The organism is Zhongshania antarctica, assembly GCF_014202945.1.
Lineage (GTDB): Bacteria > Pseudomonadota > Gammaproteobacteria > Pseudomonadales > Spongiibacteraceae > Spongiibacter > Spongiibacter antarcticus.
The window spans coordinates 110,950-134,389 of the sequence record NZ_JACHHW010000002.1 but is presented as its reverse complement, the minus strand read 5'-3'; the positions used below and the strand labels follow the sequence as shown (position 1 = coordinate 134,389).

At 51.6% G+C, this 23,440-nt stretch carries 21 protein-coding genes; 14 read left to right on the top strand and 7 right to left on the bottom strand.

Features of this window, described 5'->3' with window-relative positions:
- Window positions 1-4: 4 nt before the first annotated feature.
- From HNQ57_RS03465 to HNQ57_RS03430, 8 genes are all read left to right on the top strand, one after another.
- Window positions 5-412, top strand: a complete 408-nt coding sequence (locus tag HNQ57_RS03465; RefSeq protein WP_008252309.1) for an ExbD/TolR family protein — start codon at window positions 5-7, stop codon at window positions 410-412.
- Between the two features lie 5 nt (window positions 413-417).
- Window positions 418-1,017: an energy transducer TonB gene (locus HNQ57_RS03460; protein WP_184461236.1), complete on the top strand. Its 600-nt coding sequence runs from the start codon at window positions 418-420 to the stop codon at window positions 1,015-1,017.
- Window positions 1,017-2,399 carry a tetratricopeptide repeat protein gene (locus HNQ57_RS03455; protein ID WP_184461235.1) on the top strand — a complete coding sequence of 461 codons (1,383 nt, stop codon included), beginning with the start codon at window positions 1,017-1,019 and terminating at the stop codon, window positions 2,397-2,399. The genes HNQ57_RS03460 and HNQ57_RS03455 overlap by 1 nt, the downstream gene beginning before the upstream one ends.
- Before the next feature lie 168 nt (window positions 2,400-2,567).
- Window positions 2,568-3,524 (top strand): hypothetical protein, encoded by a 957-nt coding sequence (locus HNQ57_RS03450; protein WP_221301563.1) that lies wholly within the window; start codon window positions 2,568-2,570, stop codon window positions 3,522-3,524.
- A gap of 273 nt (window positions 3,525-3,797) precedes the next feature.
- Window positions 3,798-7,160, top strand: a complete 3,363-nt coding sequence (locus tag HNQ57_RS03445; protein WP_184461233.1) for a transglutaminase family protein — start codon at window positions 3,798-3,800, stop codon at window positions 7,158-7,160.
- A gap of 145 nt (window positions 7,161-7,305) precedes the next feature.
- Window positions 7,306-7,806, top strand: a complete 501-nt coding sequence (locus HNQ57_RS03440; protein WP_184461232.1) for a nitroreductase family deazaflavin-dependent oxidoreductase — start codon at window positions 7,306-7,308, stop codon at window positions 7,804-7,806.
- Window positions 7,807-7,820: 14 nt separating this feature from the next.
- Window positions 7,821-8,273 (top strand): styrene oxide isomerase, encoded by a 453-nt coding sequence (locus tag HNQ57_RS03435; protein WP_184461231.1) that lies wholly within the window; start codon window positions 7,821-7,823, stop codon window positions 8,271-8,273.
- Window positions 8,274-8,370: 97 nt separating this feature from the next.
- Complete coding sequence (locus HNQ57_RS03430) at window positions 8,371-9,927, top strand: cellulase family glycosylhydrolase (RefSeq protein ID WP_184461230.1); 1,557 nt, start codon at window positions 8,371-8,373, stop codon at window positions 9,925-9,927.
- Window positions 9,928-9,947: 20 nt separating this feature from the next.
- Here HNQ57_RS03430 and HNQ57_RS03425 read toward each other — a convergent pair whose 3' ends face one another.
- The 6 genes from HNQ57_RS03425 to rsmD form a co-directional block, all read right to left on the bottom strand.
- The gene (locus tag HNQ57_RS03425; protein WP_184461229.1) at window positions 9,948-13,043 is read right to left on the bottom strand and encodes an efflux RND transporter permease subunit; all 3,096 of its coding nucleotides are present in this window, start codon (window positions 13,041-13,043) and stop codon (window positions 9,948-9,950) included.
- Window positions 13,040-14,293, bottom strand: coding sequence for an efflux RND transporter periplasmic adaptor subunit (locus HNQ57_RS03420; protein WP_184461228.1), 1,254 nt, complete (start codon window positions 14,291-14,293; stop codon window positions 13,040-13,042). Before HNQ57_RS03420 ends, HNQ57_RS03425 begins: the two co-directional genes overlap by 4 nt.
- Window positions 14,286-15,560, bottom strand: a complete 1,275-nt coding sequence (locus HNQ57_RS03415; protein WP_184461227.1) for a TolC family protein — start codon at window positions 15,558-15,560, stop codon at window positions 14,286-14,288. The genes HNQ57_RS03420 and HNQ57_RS03415 overlap by 8 nt, the downstream gene beginning before the upstream one ends.
- Window positions 15,560-16,063, bottom strand: coding sequence for a DUF411 domain-containing protein (locus tag HNQ57_RS03410; protein WP_184461226.1), 504 nt, complete (start codon window positions 16,061-16,063; stop codon window positions 15,560-15,562). The genes HNQ57_RS03415 and HNQ57_RS03410 overlap by 1 nt, the downstream gene beginning before the upstream one ends.
- Window positions 16,064-16,190: 127 nt before the next feature.
- A complete protein-coding gene (locus HNQ57_RS03405) occupies window positions 16,191-16,571 on the bottom strand; it encodes a hypothetical protein (protein WP_184461225.1) in 381 nt (126 codons plus the stop codon).
- 64 nt (window positions 16,572-16,635) lie between these two features.
- Window positions 16,636-17,253, bottom strand: a complete 618-nt coding sequence (gene rsmD, locus HNQ57_RS03400) for a 16S rRNA (guanine(966)-N(2))-methyltransferase RsmD (RefSeq protein WP_184461224.1) — start codon at window positions 17,251-17,253, stop codon at window positions 16,636-16,638.
- A gap of 87 nt (window positions 17,254-17,340) precedes the next feature.
- Between rsmD and ftsY the strand changes: the two genes are divergently transcribed.
- The 6 genes from ftsY (at window position 17,341) to trmB (ending at window position 22,497) form a co-directional block, all read left to right on the top strand.
- Window positions 17,341-18,459: a signal recognition particle-docking protein FtsY gene (gene ftsY, locus HNQ57_RS03395; protein ID WP_184461223.1), complete on the top strand. Its 1,119-nt coding sequence runs from the start codon at window positions 17,341-17,343 to the stop codon at window positions 18,457-18,459.
- On the top strand, window positions 18,456-19,136 hold the full coding sequence (ftsE, locus tag HNQ57_RS03390) for a cell division ATP-binding protein FtsE (protein ID WP_008252272.1): 681 nt from the start codon (window positions 18,456-18,458) through the stop codon (window positions 19,134-19,136). Before ftsY ends, ftsE begins: the two co-directional genes overlap by 4 nt.
- Window positions 19,123-20,145 carry a permease-like cell division protein FtsX gene (gene ftsX / locus HNQ57_RS03385; protein WP_184461222.1) on the top strand — a complete coding sequence of 341 codons (1,023 nt, stop codon included), beginning with the start codon at window positions 19,123-19,125 and terminating at the stop codon, window positions 20,143-20,145. The genes ftsE and ftsX overlap by 14 nt, the downstream gene beginning before the upstream one ends.
- 237 nt (window positions 20,146-20,382) lie before the next feature.
- Window positions 20,383-21,231 carry an RNA polymerase sigma factor RpoH gene (gene rpoH / locus HNQ57_RS03380; RefSeq protein ID WP_184461221.1) on the top strand — a complete coding sequence of 283 codons (849 nt, stop codon included), beginning with the start codon at window positions 20,383-20,385 and terminating at the stop codon, window positions 21,229-21,231.
- A gap of 196 nt (window positions 21,232-21,427) precedes the next feature.
- Window positions 21,428-21,802 (top strand): DUF423 domain-containing protein, encoded by a 375-nt coding sequence (locus HNQ57_RS03375; protein ID WP_184461220.1) that lies wholly within the window; start codon window positions 21,428-21,430, stop codon window positions 21,800-21,802.
- Entirely contained in the window at window positions 21,802-22,497 is a 696-nt protein-coding gene (gene trmB / locus HNQ57_RS03370; protein ID WP_184461219.1) for a tRNA (guanosine(46)-N7)-methyltransferase TrmB, read from the top strand. The genes HNQ57_RS03375 and trmB overlap by 1 nt, the downstream gene beginning before the upstream one ends.
- A 37-nt stretch (window positions 22,498-22,534) precedes the next feature.
- Here the strand turns inward: trmB and HNQ57_RS03365 are convergent, their stop codons facing one another.
- Window positions 22,535-23,314 carry a 1-acyl-sn-glycerol-3-phosphate acyltransferase gene (locus HNQ57_RS03365; protein WP_184461218.1) on the bottom strand — a complete coding sequence of 260 codons (780 nt, stop codon included), beginning with the start codon at window positions 23,312-23,314 and terminating at the stop codon, window positions 22,535-22,537.
- Window positions 23,315-23,440 lie beyond the last annotated feature (126 nt).

The window sequence follows — 23,440 nt, the reverse complement described above, 5'->3', positions numbered from 1 at the left end:
TAACATGAGAAGGAATAAAAGAGGCGGACAAGAGGATAATCCCTCTGAAATAGACTTAACGCCGATGCTCGACGTTGTGTTTATCATGTTGATCTTCTTTATTGTAACAGCATCCTTTATTAAGGAAGCTGGCGTTGAGGTGAACCGACCAGACGCATCAACATCAAGTAAAAAAGAGAATGTTAATATCCTGATTGCGGTAACAGCAACTAATGAAATCTGGATTGATAAGCGCCGGGTAGATAAGCGCGCAGTTCGCTCTGTTGTTGAGCGGATGCACGCCGAAAATCCAAAAGGTGCCGTGGTTATTCAGGCTGATAAAGCCTCGAATACCGAGACGGTTACTGCGGTTATCGACGCGAGCCGATCGGCTGGTGTATACGATGTTTCATTGGCCACTGAAGACAGCTGATCAATATGAATATTCGACTTTTATATGGTGCGGTATTGGCATTTATGGTGACAGCAGCGCTGTTCATCATAATGCCGTCGCTTATCGAGATGGCTGATAAATCGCTGGATGAAAAGCCGCGGACAAAGCTGGCCGATATCCAAATGCCCGACACCAAAATTGAGACAATGAAGGACAGCAAGCCCGATAAGCCGAAGGAGCCAGATGAGCCACCGCCGGATATGGAGCAGCCTGAGATGGAAGACATCAATCCGAATATGGATGTTGTCAATATGACGCCAGCTCAGAGTGTCGATTTGACAAATACCGCCGGGGGGCTTTCCGCCTCTGATGGTGAATATTTGCCAATCGTCAAAGTTGCACCAATATATCCACGTCGTGCGCAGAGTCGAGGTGTAACGGGTTATTGTACGGTCGAATACACGGTGACAAAAGCGGGTACTACCCGTGATATCGTGGCAGTCGATTGTGAGCCGTCCGGCTATTTTGAGCGAGCTTCTGTAAAAGCCGCAGAAAAGTTTAAGTACAAACCGCGTGTGTCCGACGGCGAGCCTATTGAGGTGCCGGGCATTCAAAACCGGTTCACTTATGAGTTGGAAAAATAATGTCTGATTATCACTCGAGCACTAAAGCGATGCGTCCGGTGTTGGTCAAGCTGGGTTGCTCCCTGGTCTTAGGTGTTGCCACTGTTCTTGCTCTGCCGGTGGTAAGCACCGCCGTGCAGCCGCTGGTAGGTGAGCTTAGCGTGGGTGTCGCCCACGCCGCCGACAGATCAGAGAAGCCCAAGCGTAGCACACGTAGAACACCAGCAATCCGCGCTAAAATTTATGAAAAATTAAATGAAGCGCAGATGGCTGCGGACGAGAAAAAATACAGTCAGGCGATTAACTTATTGAATGAACTTCGCGATAAAGAAGGGCGAAATTCACTCAATAGCTATGAGCTTGCCAATCTCTACAATATGTACGCGTTTATTTACTTTACGCAAGAAAAGTACAATTTGGCTTTGGATGCATACCGCAACGTGGTTAAGCAGCCGGATATTCCGGAGGCGATGGAGTTAAATACCAAGTACACCATTGCCCAGCTTTACTTCGTAAAAGAGGATTACCGCAACGGGGTAAAAACTCTTCAGGAATGGTTTAAAGCAAAGCAAGAGATGCAAGAAGATCCGGGCGCTGGTGCTTATGCCTTACTGTCGCAGGGTTACTACCAGCTTAAGGACTTAGATAAAGCGCTGAAGTACATTGAAGTTGCTATCAATGATTACACCAGTCGCGGCAAAGTTCCTAAAGAGCAATGGTGGGGTTTGCAGCGCTATTTGTACTATGAAAAGAACGACATTAAACGTGTAACTGCGATTCTTGAAGAAACGCTGAAGCACTACCAGAAGAAGGCCTATTGGCTTCAGCTTTCAGCGATGTATAACGAGTTGAAAATGGAGAGCAAGTCGACTGCAGCAATGGAGACGGCTTACACCGAAGGTGTTCTGGATAATGACAAAGAGCTAATTAATATGGCGTATCTCTTCCTGTCTCAGGAAGTGCCCTATAAAGCAGCTAAGGTTCTGGATAAAGGGATTAAGAAAGGCGATATCCCCGCTACGTCTAAGAATTTGGAGTTGCTGGGTAACGCTTGGCGTCAGGCTCAGGAGTTAAAGCGCGCGATTCCAGAAATGGAAAAAGCGGCTGCCAAGTCTGATAAGGGTGAGTTGTGGTCACGTTTAGGGAATATTTACCTCGATAATGATGAGTTTGATAAAGCCGAGAAGGCGATTGAAAACGCATTTAAAAAGGGTGATCTCAAGCGTCCAGATACCGCTTACCTCGTGCTCGGTATGGCTCGTTTTAACCTGCAGGAATACGAAGGTGCTAAAAAGGCCTTTAAAGAAGCAGCGAAAAGCGAGAAATCCAAGGACTACGCTAAGCAGTGGATGCAGTTCATGGCAAAAGAGCTAGAGCGTCAAGAAGCGTTGAAAGACGGTTGATCTAGAGTTGATGTTCCGAGAAAAGGCACCTGCGGGTGCCTTTTTTGTTTGTGTATTTTGCACTGTTTAGTGGACGTTAACAGCCGCCCTTTCTATAGTCTTTAGACATCAATGAAGTTGGTAGCAGTCATGGGTTTGAGTTTTTGCCGGCAGTGCAGATACATAGTGATGCTGTGCTGTGCTGTCGTCTTGCTTTATGTTCCCCCTGTCTTAGCTCGCTCCCTCGATGCTGATACGCCTCCGCCGAGTTTCATTACCCGATCGCTTTTAAGCGCTGAAGAGACCCGTGATGAATGGTCGGAGTCTTGGGTCGATTTTGCCGAAGGCGTCGACCGTTACTTCAGTAAAGAGGACGCCCCTCCCGATTATAAGAATGAAAGCTACGTGAAACTCCAGTTTAAGCAAACCTGGGAGGAGCGCGGCGAAATTCAGACTGACGTAAGGGTGAAGGCAAAGTTTGATTTACCCAATACCCAGCGCAAAATGAAGCTGTTCTTTAGCAGCGACGAGGCGAGTGAAAACTCGCTAGAAGAGCGGGTGCGGAGCAATTCCACCGGCGAGCGTTTTAACCGCAAAGAGTCTGTCTCGGGCATCGAGATTAGCCCTGATAGTGAGTGGCATAAATGGAAACGATCCGCTCGTGTCGGTGTCAAACTGCGCGCGCCACTGGTTGGTTTTGGTCGTTATCGTTTACGCCGACCCTTTGAAAAATGGGGCGAATGGACGCCTGAGTTTTTGCAGGAAGTATGGTATTTCAGTGATCGAGGCTGGGGTGAAACCTCAGAGTTTGAGCTGACGAGACCTTTAGGTGAACGCATGGGCTTGCGCTACTGGACGGTGCTTGAGTACGAAGATCAGTATGACTTTTTCCAGAATGTGCATGTCTACTCCTTAACGCAAGGGCTTTCGGATCGGACTGCCATGGAGTACCGCGCGGGCTTGGTTTTTTCAAATGAGTTTCAAGCTCAATTGACGGCCTATTTCGTTGGCACCAGTTACACCTACAAACTTTATGAGGAGTGGGTGTTTGTAACAGCGAGCCCAGAAGTCTTTTTTCCAAAAGCGGATGGATGGAACGCTGAGGCGAGCTTTACCATTAAGCTGGACGTTTACTTCTCCCATTAGCCCAGCTTTGGTTAATATTCACGCCGTTCGTTGTTTTTGAAAAGCCCATTAAAAGGCTTTGTATAGAATGTGGCGCGAAATATGCTTGTTTCAACGTGTCGACGTTGTAAAGAAATGGGTGGTGTCACACTAATGCAGTAGCTATTGCATAGGGTAGGCGTATATTTTGCTGGGTCCACTGCTTCTTTATGACAAGGCGCTATAACGGGCAATTGCTTGGCTAATTAATGATCAATCAACATTGATTGAAATGCGGTTTCCGCAGGAGATGTAATGACAATTCGCGTGGCAATTCACCACAAAACCTATTACAAGTTTGATCGTTTGGTTAACTTGTCGCCTCACATCATTCGCCTTCGGCCAGCGCCACATAGTCGCACCCCAATCCACAGCTATAGTATGAAGGTCGTTCCGGAGACGCATTTTTTAAATTGGCAACAAGATGCCTTCGGGAATTACCTTGGCCGCTTGGTGTTTCCTGAGAAAACCGATAAGTTTTCTATTGAGGTAGAAGTTATCGCCGACATGACGGTGATAAATCCCTTTGACTTTTTTCTTGAAGAATACGCTGAAAACTTCCCTTTTTACTATAAGAAGCAGCTTAAAAAGGAGCTTGCTCCCTATTTGGAAAAAGAAAAACAAGGGAAAATTTTTAATAAGCTCGTGAGGTCGATCTCTAAAGCGCCACGGAGAATGAACGACTTTTTGGTTGAAGTGAATCAGATACTCGAAAAGAAAATAGAATATTGCATACGCTTTGAGCCAGGGGTGCAAACACCAGAAGAAACGCTAAGCCTTGCCAAGGGTTCATGTCGCGACTCGGCATGGCTGTTGGTACAAATTTTCCGTCACTTAGGTTTAGCTGCACGTTTTGCGTCTGGCTATTTAGTGCAGCTGAGCTCTGACGAGAAATCCCTGGATGGCCCCAGTGGCCCAGAGACGGATTTTACCGATCTGCATGCCTGGTGCGAGGTGTATATTCCTGGCGCAGGGTGGATAGGGCTAGATCCTACTTCAGGCCTGTTTGCCAGCGAAGGTCATATCCCGCTGGCGTGCACGCCAGACCCAGTCTCAGCCGCGCCTATCGAAGGCTACACCGATGAGTGTGAAGTAGAGTTCGACTACTCCAATGAAGTAGAGCGTGCCCATGAAGATCCGCGGGTCACCAAGCCCTATAGCGATGCCCAATGGGCGGATATTCTTTTGTTAGGGGATGCGGTTGATCGCGATCTGGTGGCAAAGGATGTTCGCCTAACAATGGGGGGCGAGCCGACCTTTGTGTCGGTAGACGATATGGAATCCGCGCAGTGGAATATTGACGCCCTTGGCGCCGATAAGCTGCGTTTGGCGAAGACATTATTATTGAAATTGCGCAATCATTTTGCGCCCATGGGCTTATTGCATTACGGCCAAGGCAAGTGGTATCCCGGTGAAGAAGTACCGCGCTGGGCGCTGGGTCTATTTTGGCGTAAAGATGGTGAGGCGCTTTGGACTAAGCCTGAATTATTAGCGCGGGTTGATCAGGATTATGGCCACACGGTTAAAAACGCGGAAAAATTTGCCGTTAAATTGGCTGGATTATTGAGCTTGCCCAAGGACTATGTGCAGCCCGCGTACGAAGATGCTCTGCACTATCTTTTACAAGAACAAAAGATTCCTAAAAACATTGATATTCTCGCCGCCAAAATTAGTGACGATTTAGGTCGCCGCCGTTTGGCTAGGCTATTAGAACAGGGTTTTAAAGACCCTAGCGGCTATATAGTGCCTTTGGCTTGCGATCCCGCCAGTGGTGAATGGACGAGTAGTATTTGGAATGTAAAACGTGAGCGCCTTATCCTTACACCGGGTGATTCGCCAATGGGCTTACGCCTGCCGTTAGGGGATCTACCTGAATCAACAGCACCAGATATACCAGCTGATCGCGACCCCTTCGATCCTCGTGGTAATTTACAGGCTCGGGAGGATATTCATTTTCCGTTGGAATCGAACCCGCCTACCCCCCAGCAATTACAAGGTGCGAGTAGGGCTATTGCTGACGCAGTCGACGACAGTTTGCCACTGGTTCGCACTGCGATGTGTATTGAGGCGCGGGGCGGCAAAGTCCATATCTTTATGCCGCCCTTACACAGTTTAGAACACTATATTGAACTGGTAGCGGCTATTGAAGAAACAGCCGATGAGCTGGCTGTGCCGGTCATCATTGAGGGCTATGAACCACCTCGTGATCCACGTATCCAAAAGTTACTGGTCACGCCTGACCCTGGCGTTATCGAAGTGAATGTACACCCGACATCGAATTGGCAGGAGCTCGTTGCAAACACAACAGAGCTTTACGCTGCCGCGCGAGAATGTCGCTTGGGCGCCGAAAAGTTCATGCTTGATGGTCGTCATACGGGTACCGGCGGCGGCAACCATATCACCCTTGGCGGCGCCACTCCGGCCGATAGCCCGGTGCTTCGCCGCCCGGATTTACTGCGCAGTTTGGTCACGTTTTGGCAGCACCATCCAAGCTTGTCGTATATATTTTCTGGCGCGTTTGTTGGCCCAACCAGTCAGGCGCCCCGCGTCGATGAAGGGCGGGACGAAATGCTCTACGAGATGGAGATAGCCTTTCAGCAAATGCCCGAAGGATTGGCGGATCAGCCTTGGCTGGTTGACCGGCTAATGCGGAACTTGCTGATTGATATCACCGGCAACACCCATCGCGCTGAATTCTGTATCGATAAACTGTATGCGCCAAATAGCGCTACCGGCCGTTTGGGTTTGTTAGAGTTTCGCGGATTTGAAATGCCTCCCCACAGCCGCATGGCGCTTGTTCAGGCACTATTGATTCGCACCTTGGTCGCACGATTTTGGGCTGAACCTTATAAAAAGCCACTGGTGCGCTGGGGTACGGCATTGCACGATAAGTTCATGATGCCGCATTATTTGTGGCAGGACATGAACGAAGTCGTCACCGACTTGCAGGAACATGGCTACCCGTTCAAGGCGGAATGGCTATTACCCTTTGAGGAGTTTCGCTTTCCGCATTATGGCCGAGTAAAGCTCGACGAGATTGAAATTGAACTGCGCTGGGCGGTTGAGCCGTGGAATGTGCTGGGGGAGGAAGTGGGTAGCTTCGGTACCGCTCGCTATGTGGATTCATCGGTGGAGCGTTTGCAGGTGAAGGTCACTGGGCTAACCGATGGCCGCTATATACTTGCCTGTAACGGACGGCGCGTGCCGCTGCGCAATACCGCCACGCACGGTGAATATGTTGCCGGCGTGCGCTACCGCGCGTGGGCGCCGCCATCCGCCTTACACCCTACCATTGGGGTTCACACGCCGCTTATATTCGATCTAATCGATACCTGGACTGGGCGTTCCATGGGTGGCTGTAGCTACCACGTATCTCACCCCGGCGGGCGTAGCTACGAGACCTTCCCCGTGAATGCAATGGAAGCGGAGGCTCGGCGTGGTAATCGGTTTGGCACGCTAGAGCATACCCCCGGTCCCTATACGCCACGACCGGATTTGGACGCAGTGCGGGAGTTCTTTACTGAGCCGCCGCGCCCCTTGGCGCCGCCGCCGGAGGAAGCGCCCGGGGAGTACCCTCATACATTGGATCTACGTCGTAAGCCAAACTGGATCGGTTAACAGTTGTAAGCTTTGTCCGAAACATTAAGGCCGTGTAGCTAGTGAGAAAATGCACTAGCGCATGGCCTTTTTTGCAACTGGCAGCTGGGTCCTTAAGTGGTAGATTGGTGTGGGCAGTGCCAAACTCAAGATTGAGAATAATAAAATGACGAACAAATTTGATTACGTCAAAACCCGTCGCGACGAAATCGACGCTATCCCAGTTAAATGGCAGGCTACTGTCCAGCGCGTGATGAAGTATTTCACCCGCTTTAATGTCTGGGTATACAAGACAAGTAGCGGTCGCTTAATGAAGCATTTCCCCGGTGGCTTTCCAATTTGTATCGTTGGCATGACGGGTAAGCGATCCGGCGAACGTCGGGAAATAGCCTTGATCCACCTCCCTTGGGATGACAAAAAACTGCTGGTTGCCTCGCAAGGCGGAATGGAGAAACACCCGCTGTGGTATTTCAATATCGCCGCTAACCCCAAGATCGATATTATGGTTGGCGGCACGACCCAGCATTATCTCGCGCGTCAGGCCAGCGCAGAGGAAAAGCGTAAACTGTGGCCCCATCTGCTGAGTTTATATCCCGATTTTGACCAGTATCAAGCTCGGACTGATCGCGATATTCCTGTATTTATCTGCTCACTTACAACTGATTGAACAAGGGATCGACTATGTTGGACTCACCTTTGGCGCAGGATCAGCAGCGTCGTTTGGCAATGCACGGTTTTATTATTCTATTTCTAGGTTTGCTGTCGGGCATCGGTTTTGCCTACGCTGCTGCCACGGTGGACACTAGCGATTCAAGCTACGGCGCGTGGCGATTTGCCCATATGGAAGGGATCATCAATGGCTTGCTAGTCTTGGCCGTGGCCGGTATTTGGCTGCGTCTCAATTTGCGCGGCGCGCTCATTGACGTGGCCCGAATCGTCTTAGTCTTGGGCTGTTATGCGAATATTATTGGGCCGATAATCAATGCCTTGTTTATTGGTAGGCGACTTGTTACGCCAGAAACGGCCCTAGAGGCACTCGTGGTTTATGGCTTCTATATTCCCGGCACACTGCCGCTGCTGGCGTTGCCGGTATTTGTAATGAATCTTTATCGTCAGCGTGCCGATTTAGTGTGAACTGTACCGCGTCAACGTGCGCTGGGTGTATGTAATATCAGTATATTAAATCAGCCCCTGCCACGTCGGGGCTATCGCGGGCAAATGGATTGCATGCATGAATAATAAAGCGCGATTGTTTTTCGTACTCATCACGGTGCTTATACTTGCGGCAGTCCTGCCGAGCTGCAAGAGCAATGGCCGGTCTGCGCCGATACCAGTGAGTGATAATAGCAATGCCTGCGCGGCGCCAGCGCAAAGTCCAGATGCTGTGCCGCGTTTGCAGCGTGACGGCCGTTGGTTGGTCGATCACTACAATCGAGTGGTTATTAGTCACGGCGTAAACCTCGTTTGGAAGCTGACGCCGTATTTCCCGCCAAATAGTCTTGACGGTTTTACTGCCGCTGATGCTGACTGGCTTGTGGAACATGGTTTTAATACCGCGCGTATTGGTACTTTGTGGATTGGTGTCTCGCCCGATGCGCCGGGGCAAATCGATCAAAGCTATCTCACGGCGTGGGATCGCGTTGTGCAGTTGCTTGCTGAGCGGGGTATTTGGATACTTTTCGATTTTCATCAGGATATGCTCGGTGAGCTATATCAGGGCGAAGGTGTCCCAGAGTGGGGCATTCCCAGTGGTCTAACAACCACAGTTTTGGGCTCGCCCGCATTAGGCTTCCCCTTTAATTATTTCACGCCTCAGGTCTCGGAAGCTTTCGATAATTTATGGTCCGAGCAAGGCCAGATTTGGCAGGGATTTAGTGCAGCCTGGCAGGCGGTGGCCAGTAAATGGGGCGAGCAAAAATATTCGATGGGTTACGACTTGCTGAACGAACCTTGGGCCGGCTTAGAGTGGGCGAGTTGTATTGTGCCGGAGCTGGGTTGCCCAGCATCTGATCGCGAAATTCAACCGTTTTTTGAGCAGGCGATCTCTGCTATTCGCGGTGTTGACAGCAAAAATATGGTGTGGATTGAACCGCAGTTGTTGGCGGGTGGCACTGGCACACCGACCGGTTTTACACCAATTGCGGGGGAGTCTCAGCTCGGGTATTCGGTTCATAATTACTGCCCTTTGACCGCATTTTTGCAGGCTGCGGATCTCGGTCTACCTATTCCAGATCTGCTGCCCGATACCTGTGAAGACTTCGAGGCCAAGGTCTTTGAACAGGCGCGAATCACAAGTGAAAGAATTGGCGCGGTGGAACTGGTGACCGAGTTTGGTGCGAGCGATGATCCAGTGCTCTTAAATAGGGTGGCGAATTTGGCCGACAGCCATTTAACCGGATGGCAATATTGGGCTTACAAGAATTGGAATGATCCTACTACCCAATCACAGGAAAGCGGCGCCCAGGGTTTGTTTACCGATGACCGAGATCTGAGTACGGCAAAGCGCGATAAACTTAAAGAATTAGAGCGTGGCTACCCTCAGGCGACAGCGGGTATTCCTCTGGAGTTGTCCTTTAATACCATCAGCGCTGATTTTCATTATCGCTACCAAATTCGCCCAGCCAATGCCGACACCGAAATTTACGTGCCCAAGCTCCATTATCCTAATGGCTATAAAATAGAAGTCAGTGGTGCGACAGTAATCTCAGCGGCTAACGCAAGCCTGTTAATTCTCCAGAACAACAGCTGCGAAGGCGAAGTCGACGTTACGGTTAGCAAATTACCTTAGCGGTTTGCCCCACGTTAATTTTAAGCTGACTTTCGCCACAAATAATAAATGGCGGGTATCACCAGCAGGGTTAATATCACCGCGCTAATCATGCCGCCGACCATCGGCGCCGCCAGCCGACTCATAACCTCGGAACCGGTGCCGCTGCTCGACAAAATCGGTAGTAGACCCGCGATAGTGGCGCCTGCGGTCATTATGATAGGTCTAACGCGCAGACCGGCGCCACGAATAATCAGGGATCTTAAGTCCTCATCATTGATACCTGCGCTGGCTGAGCCTTGCCATGCTTGATTTAAATACACCAGCATCAGCACACCAATTTCTATGGCAACGCCAGCAAGGGCGATAAAGCCGACACCGCTGGCGACCGAAAAGTTATAGCCCAATAAGTACATTAGCCACACACTGCCAACCAAGGCCAACGGCAGACTTGCCAGAATAATTGCGACCTCGGTCATCCTTCGGAAATTGAGGTACAGCAGTATTATGATAATGGCCAAGGTCAGTGGCGCTACATAACTGAGTTTCGCTTTGGCGCGCGCCATGTATTCGTATTGGCCAGCCCAAGTCAGTGCATAGCCCGCTGGTAGCACCAATTGATCTTTAAGCCGCTGCTGGGCACTGGCGACATAGCTGCCAACATCCACATTGTTTACGTCGATATAGGTCCAGCCATTGATACGCGCATTTTCACTTTTAATGCCGGGTGGTCCGTTTTCGATTGCAATAGTCGCGACGTCACCAAGGGCAATGTATTGGCCACCTGGGGTGATGATGGGGAGCAGGGCTATTTGCTCGGGAGAGTCTCGGTACGCTTGGGGGTAGCGTAAATTAATGGGGTAGCGTTCTCGGCCCTCCACGGTTTGGCCAATATTCATACCGCCAATGGCGGTGCTGATAATCTGTTGGATATCGGCAATATTTAATCCGTAACGAGCGGCCTGTTCGCGCTGGATATCGATGCTCAGATAGCGGCCTCCGGCGACTCTTTCGGAATACACCGAGGTGGTGCCTGGTAGGTCTTGCAGTAAGGTTTCAAGGCGCTGACCAATATCCTGAATAGTTTGTAAATCTGGCCCAGAAACTTTAACCCCGACTGGGGTCTTAATGCCGGTGGCCAACATATTAATACGGGTTTTTATTGGCATAACCCAATTGTTCGTTACGCCGGGTAGCTGAACTACCCGATCGAGTTCGGCGCGTAAGTCGTCTTTGCTTAAGCCCGGCCGCCACTCACTCTGGGGATGAAACTGAATATAGGTTTCTATCATGGTGAGCGGGGCGGGATCGGTTGCGGTGTCGGCGCGGCCAATTTTGCCGAACACGGTTTTCACTTCGGGTACCGTGCGAATGAGCTTGTCGGTTTGCTGTAGCAGCTCCCGCGCCTTACCGATAGAAATGCCGGGGTAGGTGGTGGGCATATACATCAGGTCGCCCTCGTCGAGGGACGGCATAAATTCGCTGCCAATCTGGCTAATGGGCCATAGGCTAATCGCGCAGGTAATGAATGCAACGCTCAGGGTCTTCTTGGGGTGTCGTAGTACTTGGCGCAACACTGGAATATAACCGGCGATTAACGCGCGGTTAATAGGGTTCTTATTTTCGGCTAAAATCTTGCCGCGAATAAAATAGCCCATTAACACCGGCACCAAGGTAATCGCCAGGATTGCCGACGCGGCCATTGCATAGGTTTTGGTGTAGGCCAGTGGCGAGAACATTCGGCCTTCCTGGGCCTCTAGGGTAAACACCGGTACAAAGCTCACCGTAATAATTAGCAGGCTAAAGAAAAGCGCTGGACCAACTTCTGAGGCGGATTGGCTTACAATCTGCCAGCGATTTACTGGGGTGAGGGGGGTATCTTGAATATGCTTATGCATGTTTTCGATCATGACAATGGCACCGTCAATCATCGCGCCAATGGCAATGGCAATCCCCCCCAAGGACATGATGTTGGCGTTGATTCCCTGCACTTTCATCACGATAAAGGCGGCTAAAATAGCCACAGGCAAGCTGATGATGGCCACTAATGCTGAACGCACATGCATTAAAAATACTATGCAGATCACGGCGACCATGATTAATTCTTCAAGCAGCTTGTGGGTCAAGTTTTTCACCGAGCGCTCGATGAGGGCCGACCGGTCATGCACGGTAACGATTTCTACACCGGCTGGCAGGCCACTTTTTAATGTCTCAAGCTTGGCCTTTACCCCAGCGATGGTTTTCTGGGCATTTTCGCCGAAGCGCATGACTATTACGCCACCGACGGTTTCCCCCTCGCCATTGAGTTCGGCAATGCCCCTGCGCATTCGCGGGCCAAGGTGTATGTTGGCAACATGCTTGAGTAGCAGCGGCGAGCCGTTTACAGATTGGCCTAGTGGAATATTGCCGAGGTCGTCGACACTGCGGATATAACCGCTGGCGCGAATAATATACTCGGCCTCGCTCATTTCGATCACTGAGGCGCCGACTTCTTGATTGCCGCGCTGAATCGCCATTTGAATATGGGCGAGGGGGATGTTGTAGGCGCGTAATTTATGCGGGTCTACTTCTACCTGATACTGCTTAACCATGCCCCCAATCGTGGCGACCTCAGAGACCCCGGCTACAGTTTGTAATTCGTATTTTAAAAACCAATCCTGCAGGCTGCGCAGCTGACTGATATCGTGCTGGCCAGTCGGGTCGGTCAATGCGTAAAGATAGACCCAGCCAACACCGGTGGCGTCGGGTCCGAGTTGCGGCCTCGCGGTGGCGGGTAAGTTTGGGCTGACTTGGCTTAGGTATTCGAGTACCCGGCTGCGTGCCCAATAGGGGTCGGTGTCCTCATCAAAAATAATATAGACATAGGAATCGCCAAAAAAGGAAAAGCCCCGCACGGTCACCGCGCCGGGTACCGCGAGCATAGCGCTGGAGAGGGGGTAAGTGACTTGATCTTCGACCACTTGCGGGGCTTGGCCTGGGTAGCTGGTTTTAATGATGACCTGAACATCAGATAGGTCGGGAATAGCGTCGACTGGGGTGGTTTTAACGGCGTAAAGACCTGCACCAACTAAAACTGCGGTGGCGAGTAGGATGAAAAAGCGATTCGCTACCGACCAGTAAATAATGCGGCTAATCATGGTGCAACCTTAGTCGAAGGCGCGCTGCTGTGATTCATGCGTATAAAATCAGAATCCTTGCTGGATTCCGAATCTAATAAAAATTGCGCAGAAACAACCACCTCGTCGTCGGCCTCGACACCGTGAATGATTTCGGCCTCGCGGTTATTGAATTGTCCTGCACTGACGGCGATGGCTTTGAAGCGGCCACTGCCTAAAGCGAGTATCACGCGGTCTTGGCTTTCGCTACGAATTACAGCTTCTTTGGGGATGATAACGCTGTTGGTTTTAGCCTTTTGCGTTAAATTAACGTGGGCAAACATATTGGGTTTGAGTATGCGCTCATTGTTGTCGAGCTTTAGGCGAAGTCGTTGGCTACGATTAATCTCGTCCAGCGTTGGATAGATATAATCTACGGTGGCAGACCAAGTGCGATTGGGAATACCGTCAATGCTCACGCTGGCATGGTCGCCAATGGTAACGCTGCTGCCTTGGCCGCCAATAATGTCGGCTATCACCCACATTGAATCCAAGGTGGCGATGGTGGCAATGGCCTTGCCGGGCATAACGTAATCGCCTTCGCGAATATTGAGTTCGCTGAGCACGCCGGTGCGCGGCGCCAAGATAGTAATGCTGCGCAGGGCTGTGCGAGTTTCCTTAATTTTTTGAATAATTGAAGGGTCTATCTCTAAGCTAATTAAGCGTTGTTCGGCGCCCATGATGAGTTCGTGATTGTTGCGCTTTAGTGCCAGCAGGAACTCTTCCTGGGCGGTGACCAGTGCTGGTGAGTAAAGTGTATAAAGTGGTGTTCCTGCGGTGACAGCGTCACCCTCGGCGTGGGCGTAGAGTTTTTGAACCCAGCCCTCGACCCTTGGCTGAACACGCTGAAGTTGATCTTCATTAAACTGAATAGTTGCAGGTGCCCTGATGGTTTGGGTGAATTTTCCGTAGCGAGCTTGTGCAGTTCGCACCCCTAAATTATTAACAATATCAGCTGAAATGCTAACGGTGCCGGGGCTGCTGTTGTTGGCGCTGCTGTCGGCGTAGACCGGTAGTAAGTCCATACCCATTGGCGACTTACCGGGGCCGGGGCGGCGAAAGTCGGGGTCCATGGGCGCGACCCAGTACAGTGGTTCGGGCGGGGCGTCGCTTTCCGTACTGCCTGTTATTGGCGGTGTGGTTTGCGGCGCAATAATATATACGCCCAATAATGCACCGAGTAAAAGGCCGCTGCAGACCGAGATAATCAAAATATTTTTACTGCTACTCATGGCGTTCTCCGGTGAGTAGATAGTCGATGGTCGCTCTGGTTTTCTTGCGGTCGATGCTGAGGTTGAGCGCGTCAATGTCGGCGTTGAGTGCGTAAATCTGGGCTTGTATTACTTCCCTAAAATCACCTTTATCATTTTGGTAGGCATTGAGGCTGGTGCGGACTTGCTCGTTGGCCTTGGGTAATAAGCGGCTGCTATAAAGTGTTAGGCGTTCGTCAATGCCTTGAAGCCGGTTGAACTGAGCTTTTAAACTGGCCATCATTTTGCGTAGGAGCAAGGCCTTGTCGGTACGGCTGGCCTCGGCGCGAGCTTGGGTAGCGCTCAGGTTTTGATCTTGGCGCTTGGCGGTAAACAGGGGTAGGTCGACACTCACTCCGACAGAAAATAAATCGGCGCGATCATTGCCCAGAGGGTCTTCTGCTCGGTGTGCATACTTCGCATTTACGGCCCACTCAGCCTTGTACTGCGCTTGGCGCAGGGCGACGTCGCTTTGTGCGGCGGCAATTGTTTGTTCAATAGCCAGAATCGCCGGGTGGGCCTGCAATGCGGAGGCTGCATGATGGTCGTTGATATCTCGAGTGCTTATACCCTGGGATGTGCCGGTGCTGAACACCGTAATTACTTCACTGCCGAGCCACTCGCCAAGTTGATCACGGGCCTTATCGCGCTGTTGTTTTAACATGAGTACGCGATCATCCAGACGGCTGAGTGCGAGTTCTGCGCCAATGATGTCCTGTTGTCCGGCGCGGGCGAGCCCCGCGCCGTAATTGCTGCGACTCAGCGTCAGCAATTGTTCAAAGAGCGGGCGGGTACGTTCAATTAAGGCCATGCTCTGCTCTGCGCGGTAACCCTCTAGCCAGAGTTGGCTAACGGTAGCGACCACCTTGGCTTGGCGGTCTGCGCGTAGCATCGCTTGCTGCTGGCCTAGCTGTCGCTTTTGCTTGCCCATGAGCTCGCGGCTATTACCTCGCGGCAGCCGCTGAGTAATACCAATACTGGCCTGCGTCATGCCCTCCTGTCGAAAATCGAAGCTGTCGGTCGGTAAGTTCGCGGCGCCAAAGTTCAGTATTGGGTCGGGCAGGGTAGATGCTGAAATTGCTTCGGCCGCCAGCGCACTTTCCCTGAGCTGGCTGCCTTGTTGCCAGGGATCGTTGGCCTGGGCAAGCTGAATGGCGCGGTCTAGGCTGAGGCCTACCGCCGCGCCAGATATGAGCAGGCACAGGCTAGCTAACGCCACTTGGTGGCGACGTCGATTTGCGCTGCCCATTACTGCTGCGCTTTGCTATTGATGGTGGCGTAAACCTCGGTGTTGCCGTTGTCTAATAGCAGCAAAATGTCGTAGGGCTGAAAGCCGCGGCCCATGTCCATACCGGGGCTGCCCATGGGCATGTTCGCGACAATCAAGCCACGGGCGCCGCTGGGTTTTTCGGCTAAAAACTGGGTGATATAGCGAGCTGGGATATGGCCTTCAAACACAAAGCCGTCGCTAGAGACTGAGGTGTGGCAGGCTTGCAACCCGACGGGAATGCCAAGCTCCGCTTTTAGGATATTGAGGTTTACATGGTTTTGAACCGTGGTGGTGAAACCGTGCTGCTGGGCATGCTCGATCCAGACGCCACAGCAGCCGCAGTTGGGATTTTTGTGTACTGATAATGCCGTGCTAGGTGCAAGCTGGGTTGTCGCAGCTGCAGTTTCGCCGTGGCTATAGGTGCTTATTGAGGCACCGATTACAAAAAGAAACAGATAGGTTTTAAGTTTAGAAATAGTCATGATCGCTCCGCGATAAACATAGCTTTTAAATCAATAAACCAAGGCGGGTATATAGACGCGTTGATGCTGCCGTGCTCTTGGTCGATTAACAGAAGTTAGCGCAACAAATAGGCGCAAGTGTCCTGTGTTAGCTGTATATGGGCGGGCGGTACAGGCTGGGGCGTGGGGCGGGTTTTGGGTGCCGGAGGCTAAATTGGGCGTGAGTCAGAGATGTTGAATGAATGCCAATTACATTGCTGTTAGTCAGTAGTGCAGCGGTGGCGCAGCTACTTTTCGGGCAGTCGCTTTGCTGGGTGTCGCAGCAGTTGTGACTGGTATCGCTTAGTGTTTGTGTTGTCGTGGCGTGGACCATGTTCATGCTGCGGTGATCGGCAGGCATCATTAGCGCAGACGATGAAGTCATATCCATCGGTTCTGGGCAGGGTGCATAGGCATAGGCAAAGGACTGAGCCAGTAAGCTCAGTAACAGCAAAATAATTTGAATATGCTTGGTTCGCCTATGTGTCATCTAGGTAGCTACAGCCAAATGCGTAGGGGTAGTTCGGCTATTCTCGACTTGCTTTGCCAGCGCGTCAAGCTAGTGGCGGTTCTTCCATAACCGATATCAGTCGGTAAACCACCTGCCCTGCCTTTTTCTCTTTGTCGATCTGCCAATTGGCGGGTAGCGCGGGTAGTGCCTCGTCGCTGGCGGTTTCTATGTAAATCTGGGTGTGGGGCTTAAGGGCATGACTAGCTAAGGCGCCGATAACGGGGGCGAGCAAATCCAAGTGAAATGGCGGATCTAGGAAAATGATGTTGTAGCTTTGCGCGCTCTTATTCAGGAACGCTAAGGCCTCTTTGCTGTGCACGGTCGCGTGGGGGCAGCGCAAATTCTCTAGCTGCTGGCGAATTTGCTGGCAGCTATTGCGGTCGGTGTCGACAAAATCGCAGTGCGCGGCATAGCGCGACAGCGCTTCCAGGCCCAAGGCCCCAGAGCCGGCAAATAAATCGAGGCAACGGGCGCCGTGAATAGTGGGGTTGAGCCAGTTAAACAGGGTTTCGCGTATACGATCACTGGTCGGCCGCAGACCAGCGGCGCCCTCAAAATCGAGCTTGCGGCTGCGCCACTGGCCACCGATGATTCTCAGGCTGCCTTGTTGGCGGGTGCTTGTGGTCGTTTGGGGGCCTGAATTGCGAGGGGTTTTGGGCATGGTGTTTCCGGTGCCAGTTACTCAGAGAAATGGTAGGATACGGCTTTTATTTACACAGTAAACCTTACCCGGAATATAAATACTCGCATGACAGAGAATTCAAAGCTGCCCGAGACCGACGCCGACGTAGTCAAGAAGGGCTTATTCGCCCGTTTTAAGGAGTCTTTTGTTGGCTCAGCAGAAGATCAAGCGGCGCTGGCGGCGGCGGAAGGCTTTATCGACGATAAAGAAATCGCGCCTTGGCAACACCTAGAATTAACGCCAGAAGAGCAGGCCTCACTGCTGGTGCGTTTCCGCGAAGGACTGAGTAAGACCGGCGCCCAGTTAGGCGAGGGCATGGCCAATCTTTTCCTCGGTCGTAAAGAGATCGACGACGAACTCCTCGAAGAGATTGAAACCCATCTGCTTATGGCCGATGTTGGCGTGGATGCCACCCAAGAGATTATTGGCAATCTTACTCGGCGGGTCTCTCGTAAAGAATTGGATAACCCTGAAACGCTCTACGTTGCCCTGCAGGAAGAATTGAGTACCTTGCTGGCGGCGGCAGAGGAAGAACTGGTGATCCCCGAGGGCCCCGGTCCTTACGTGATTCTTATGGTTGGCGTTAACGGTGTGGGTAAAACCACTACGATTGGTAAGTTGGCCAAGCAATTTCAAGCCGGTGGTCGATCGGTAATGTTGGCGGCCGGAGATACCTTCCGCGCGGCAGCAGTAGAGCAACTGCAGGTGTGGGGCGAGCGCAATGAGGTGCCGGTGATTGCCCAGCACACTGGCGCTGATAGCGCCTCGGTGTTATTCGATGCGCTGCAAGCTGCCAAGTCGCGCAAAGTCGATATTTTGATTGCGGACACCGCCGGCCGTTTGCACAATAAAGACAATTTGATGGAGGAGCTGAAAAAGGTGGTGCGTGTGCTGAAGAAGCTCGATCCCGATGCGCCTCATGAAGTCATGCTCGTGCTAGATGCGGGAACTGGTCAAAATGCCTTAGCGCAAGCTAAGCATTTTCAGGAGGCAGTCGGGGTGACCGGCCTGACCTTGACCAAGCTCGACGGTACTGCCAAGGGCGGTATTGTGTTTGCGATCAGCAAGCAGCTGGGCATACCTATTCGCTTTATTGGGGTAGGCGAAGGTATTTTAGACCTGCGTCCCTTCCGCGCCTCAGAGTTTGTTGGCGCCTTATTTGGCTGGACACAAAAACAGCAATGATTCAATTTGATCAAGTCAGCAAACGCTACGAAGGCGGTCATGAGGCACTCACCGATGTTAGTTTTCATATTCCCCGTGGCGAAATGCGGTTTTTAACCGGCCATAGTGGCGCCGGAAAAAGCACTCTGCTGAAGCTAATTATGGTGATGGAGCGCGCCAGCACCGGACAAGTTATTGTTGGCGGGCGTAATTTATCAAAATTGGCGGTGCGTCATATTCCGGAAGTGCGGCGGGAAGTGGGCGTGGTATTCCAAAACCACCAATTATTATTTGATCGCAGCGTATACGACAATGTTGCGTTACCACTGATTATTGCTGGCTACGGCCATCGTGACGTGGGCCGCCGTGTTCGCGCCGCGCTGGACAAGGTGGGCCTGCTCGACAAAGAGCGTAAAAATCCTGTTACCTTGTCTGGTGGCGAGCAGCAGCGGGTGGGTATTGCTCGGGCGGTTGTGAATAAACCGGCCTTATTGCTGGCCGATGAGCCCACCGGTAACCTTGATCCCCAGCTCTCAGCTGAAATTATGCATTTGTTTGAGCAGTTTAAGCAGGTTGGTGTCACGGTATTAATTGCAAGCCACGACCTGGCGTTGATTGCCCGAATGCCTTATCGCTTACTCACGCTGCGCAATGGTCGTCTCGTTACCGCAGGAGGGGCCGATAATGGCCCAGAATAAGCTTAATAAGCGGCGCTTGGGGCAATTGCAGTCGCCCGCCGCCCGCAAAGACGTTAAGGGCGCGCGCCGTCACAAAACCGGCTTGCGTGATCGTCTTGCCAGCTACCGCAGCCATCATCGCCAAGTTGCGCTGGACAGCTTGCAGCGCCTATTACGTCGTCCGGCGGCAAGCTTATTAACCAGCTTGGTCATTGCCATTGCACTTGCGCTGCCGACGAGCCTGTATATTGGTTTGAATAATATCGAGGCGGTGAGCAGTGGCTGGGAGGGTGCTGCCCGCATCTCTTTGTTTTTAAAGCCCAATGTTACAGCGAGTCAGGCCGAAAACCTGCGGCGTAGCATTGCCACCCGCGACGGGGTGCAGAGCGCCGAATATATCTCGCCGGAGGCCGCGTTAGTTGAATTTCGCGCCAGTTCAGGTTTTGGCGATGTACTTGACCAACTAGACAGCAACCCGCTGCCGGGCTTGGTTGTGGTAACTCCTCGCGAGGCCAATATCTCGGCGGTTGCGGTAACTGAGCTTCAGGCAGCTTTGGCAAAGTTGCCTGAAGTTGAACTCGCTAAGCTCGATATGGCGTGGCTGCAGCGCTTAAATCAAATTACCGAGTTGGGGCGTCGGCTAACGCTCGCGCTGGCGGGGATGCTCGCGGTAGGTGTATTGCTGATTATTGGCAATACCATTAAATTAGCCATAGAAAGTCGGCGCAGTGAGATCTTGGTCGTAAAATTAGTTGGCGGCACCAATGCCTTTGTACGTCGGCCCTTTCTGTACACCGGTTTTTGGTATGGATTGAGTGGCGGACTGGCGGCGTGGGTCTTGGTGCAAAGTGGCCTGTTATGGCTGCGGGCGCCAATTGCCGAATTGTCGGTGTCGTATCAAAGTGATTTTCAGCTATTAGGTTTGGGCGTGCTCGACAGTTTATTGTTATGGCTGTTTGCTGGAAGCCTAGGATTGCTGGGGGCCTGGCTGGTGGTTGGGCGAGAATTGCGGGCGATCGAACCGCAATAAGTGTTTACTTTAGTAAGTCATGTTATGGCATGTAGTGCGGAACTCATCATTTACCGGGCTTGGATTAGCAGCAACTTCAATGGCAGGTGGTGAAGAACTAGGTGGCTTAGTATTGGTGAAAATTAGGGCGCTATCCTGCGTATCATCAGCTTTTGAGCGCAGGGACTTGAACTTTGATTAGTTTGGGACTCTAATAAGCACCAGTGTTTTTTTATCCAAGTATTTAGGAGGAGTGCAATGAGCACCCATCTACAGCCGATACAACAGCTTGTACCGGGTGGCGATCTCTCTGCATATATTCAGTCGGTTGGTCGTATTCCGGTGCTCAGCGCCGAACGCGAACGTGAATTAGCCGAAGATCTCTTCTACCATGAAAGTGTTGAAGCTGCCCGCCAGTTGGTTATGTCCCATCTGCGCTTTGTAGTCCATATTGCTAAAAGTTATAACGGCTACGGTTTGCCTCAGGCGGACCTGATTCAAGAGGGTAATGTTGGCCTCATGAAGGCCGTTAAGCGCTTTGACCCCGAAAAAGGTGTGCGCTTAGTGTCGTTTGCCGTGCATTGGATCAAAGCTGAAATTCACGAATACGTGCTGCGTAACTGGCGCATTGTTAAAATTGCCACGACCAAGGCTCAGCGCAAACTGTTCTTTAATCTGCGTCGTGCTAAGAAAGAGCTCTCTTGGCTCAGTAACGACGAAGTTAACGCCGTTGCCGCTGACTTGGGTGTGGATGTGGCAGAGGTGCGCCGCATGGAAGGTCGCCTAAGCTCAGTTGATGTTGGTTTCGACGCCGATACCGACGATGAGCGTGGCCCGGTTGCTCCCGTGCATTATTTAGAAGATCGCAGTGCTGACCCGGCTCTGTTATTAGAGTCTGACAATCAGGAAGAGAGCAATCACCAGCACCTGAGTGTAGCCTTGGCTGACCTAGATGAGCGCAGTCGCGACATCCTTCAAAGTCGCTGGCTGACGGACAATAAGGCTACCTTGCATGACTTGGCGGCTCGCTACAGTGTCTCTGCTGAGCGTATTCGTCAGCTTGAACAGGCGGCGATGAAAAAGCTACGCGCGGTGATGGATGCCTAAACGCTATAACTGCCGTATCGAAACCGTTAAAAGCCCCGCAGAGCGGGGCTTTTTCGTATTTCAGTGTTAATTTCTTATTAATTCCGGTTTTTTGCCCTAATTTACGGCCAGTTTCAGTCCTTGCCCAGCTATGACGCTTTTGAAACGCGGTCTACATCCGTACAATAGCGCCTTTAAATGCAGGCAGGACGGCACTATGGCTTCGTTAGCGCTTTTTATGGCGGCAATACTCGGCTTCTTCGCGGTCGCTTTGGGTGCCTTTGGTGCCCACGGTCTTAAGGCAAGTTTGTCTGCTGAGATGATGGCAGTCTATCAAACCGCTGTGCAATACCACTTCTATCATTGCTTGGCGCTGCTAGTGGTGGGTTTGCTCATGCACAGTGGTGTGCAACACCTATCGCTGAGAATTGCGGCGGTTTTGTTCTTTCTCGGTGTGCTGGTATTCAGCGGTAGCCTCTACGCGCTGGCGATCACCGAAATTAAAATTCTTGGCGCCATAACCCCCATTGGTGGTCTGATGTTCTTAATAGCGTGGGCCTGCTTGGCCTATTCAGCGTGGAAAACAATGTAATGACTGAACAAGCGGCTCCGATGCGTCGTCGGATAAAAAGCTTTGTACTGCGCACTGGTCGGATGACCGACGGTCAAAAACGCGCCTACGATATCAATTTTAAAACGCTGGGTTTAAAGCGCGCTAACGGCCCCGTGGACTTTGCCGAGGTATTTGGTCGTCAGGCACCGACGGTGCTTGAGATTGGCTTTGGTATGGGCGATTCCCTCGCCGAAATGGCAATCCAAGCGCCTGAGCTGAACTTTGTAGGTATTGAGGTGCATACCCCTGGTGTTGGTCGCCTAATGTACCTGAGTGATCAAGCGGGGCTGGTGAATTTGCGGGCTTACTGCGATGACGCGGTTGAAGTGCTCGCCCACTGTATTCCCGACAATAGCCTCAGCCGTATTCAAGTTTATTTTCCGGATCCTTGGCATAAAGCGCGTCACCAAAAGCGACGCTTAATTCAAGCTGAGTTTGTACAGGTGTTGCGCAGTAAATTAGACATGGGTGGTGTACTTCACCTCGCTACTGACTGGGAAAACTATGCTGAGCATATGATGGCGGTGATGAGTGCTGCGCAAGGCTATCAAAACGACGCCGGCCCCCAGCAGTATTCGCCTAAACCTGATTTTCGCCCTAGTACCAAGTTTGAAAAACGGGGTGAACAATTGGGTCACGGGGTATGGGACTTGTTGTTTTCTAAGGTCAGCTAGTTTTCTCGAGCGGACTTCTTGGCGGCGCTATCGCCTGTTAATCACTTTCTGCGGCAAGCATTTCTGCGACGGCTTGCTGCATTAAATCCCACTGACTAAATAGCAATGCTCTGCGGTCATGCTCGGCGGCGGGGATATCTGCTGCCTTAATTCGCCAAAAACGCAGGTGCACAGTGGTGTTCATCCAGCTGCCATTAAAAAGATTGGCGAAATTTGCCGAGCCCTCAAACCCGCTGTGAGCCAAAAACAAAAGATCTTTGTCTGGGGCGCCCTTCATTAAAGCCAGGGCGCCAGCTGGCCTTATGGGGAGTAAGTTAGGCCAGGCCTCCGCGCGATGCAGTGCCTCGTCATCGCCCTTGTCAGCAAGCAATTTTAAAACGCGGCGCCGTTTTGTGCTGGAAAACCGAGTGCCCTCCATATAAATAACCAAGCTGTCTTGGTCGGTGGCGCTGGCAGCGAGGGCTTCTAGTTCAGCGAGCTCTGGCCCCATATCTTCGGCCACGCGATTTAGAAAGACATTGGCTAGGCGGTTACCGACAATATCTAAACAGGGGTCTAGCAATAGCTCCCGCTTCAACACGTAGCTCACTCTTAGCTGCTTTGCTTTGGCATAAAACGAGACGGGTAGTATGGTGTCACCAATGCTGGTGTGGCGAGGCAGTACAATAGCCGCAGGCCCCGCGAGGGCATTTTCACTCTCAATAACAAAATTCAGTCGAAATAATTTTTCAGCACCGCGGCGCAGTGTGTCTGCCCACCAAAATTGCAGTGTGCTATTCGCGTGTAGGTAGGCCTGTCGAGGCGTGCGCAGTACCACGTGTAGCAACCATAGCCACCCACTAGTTAAAACCCCCACTATTTCACAAAGCAGGAATAGACAAATAAAGCTAAGGCAGCGCAAGCTTGAATGGGCTGCTTTTAGCATGAGCCCTAATGCCCAAAA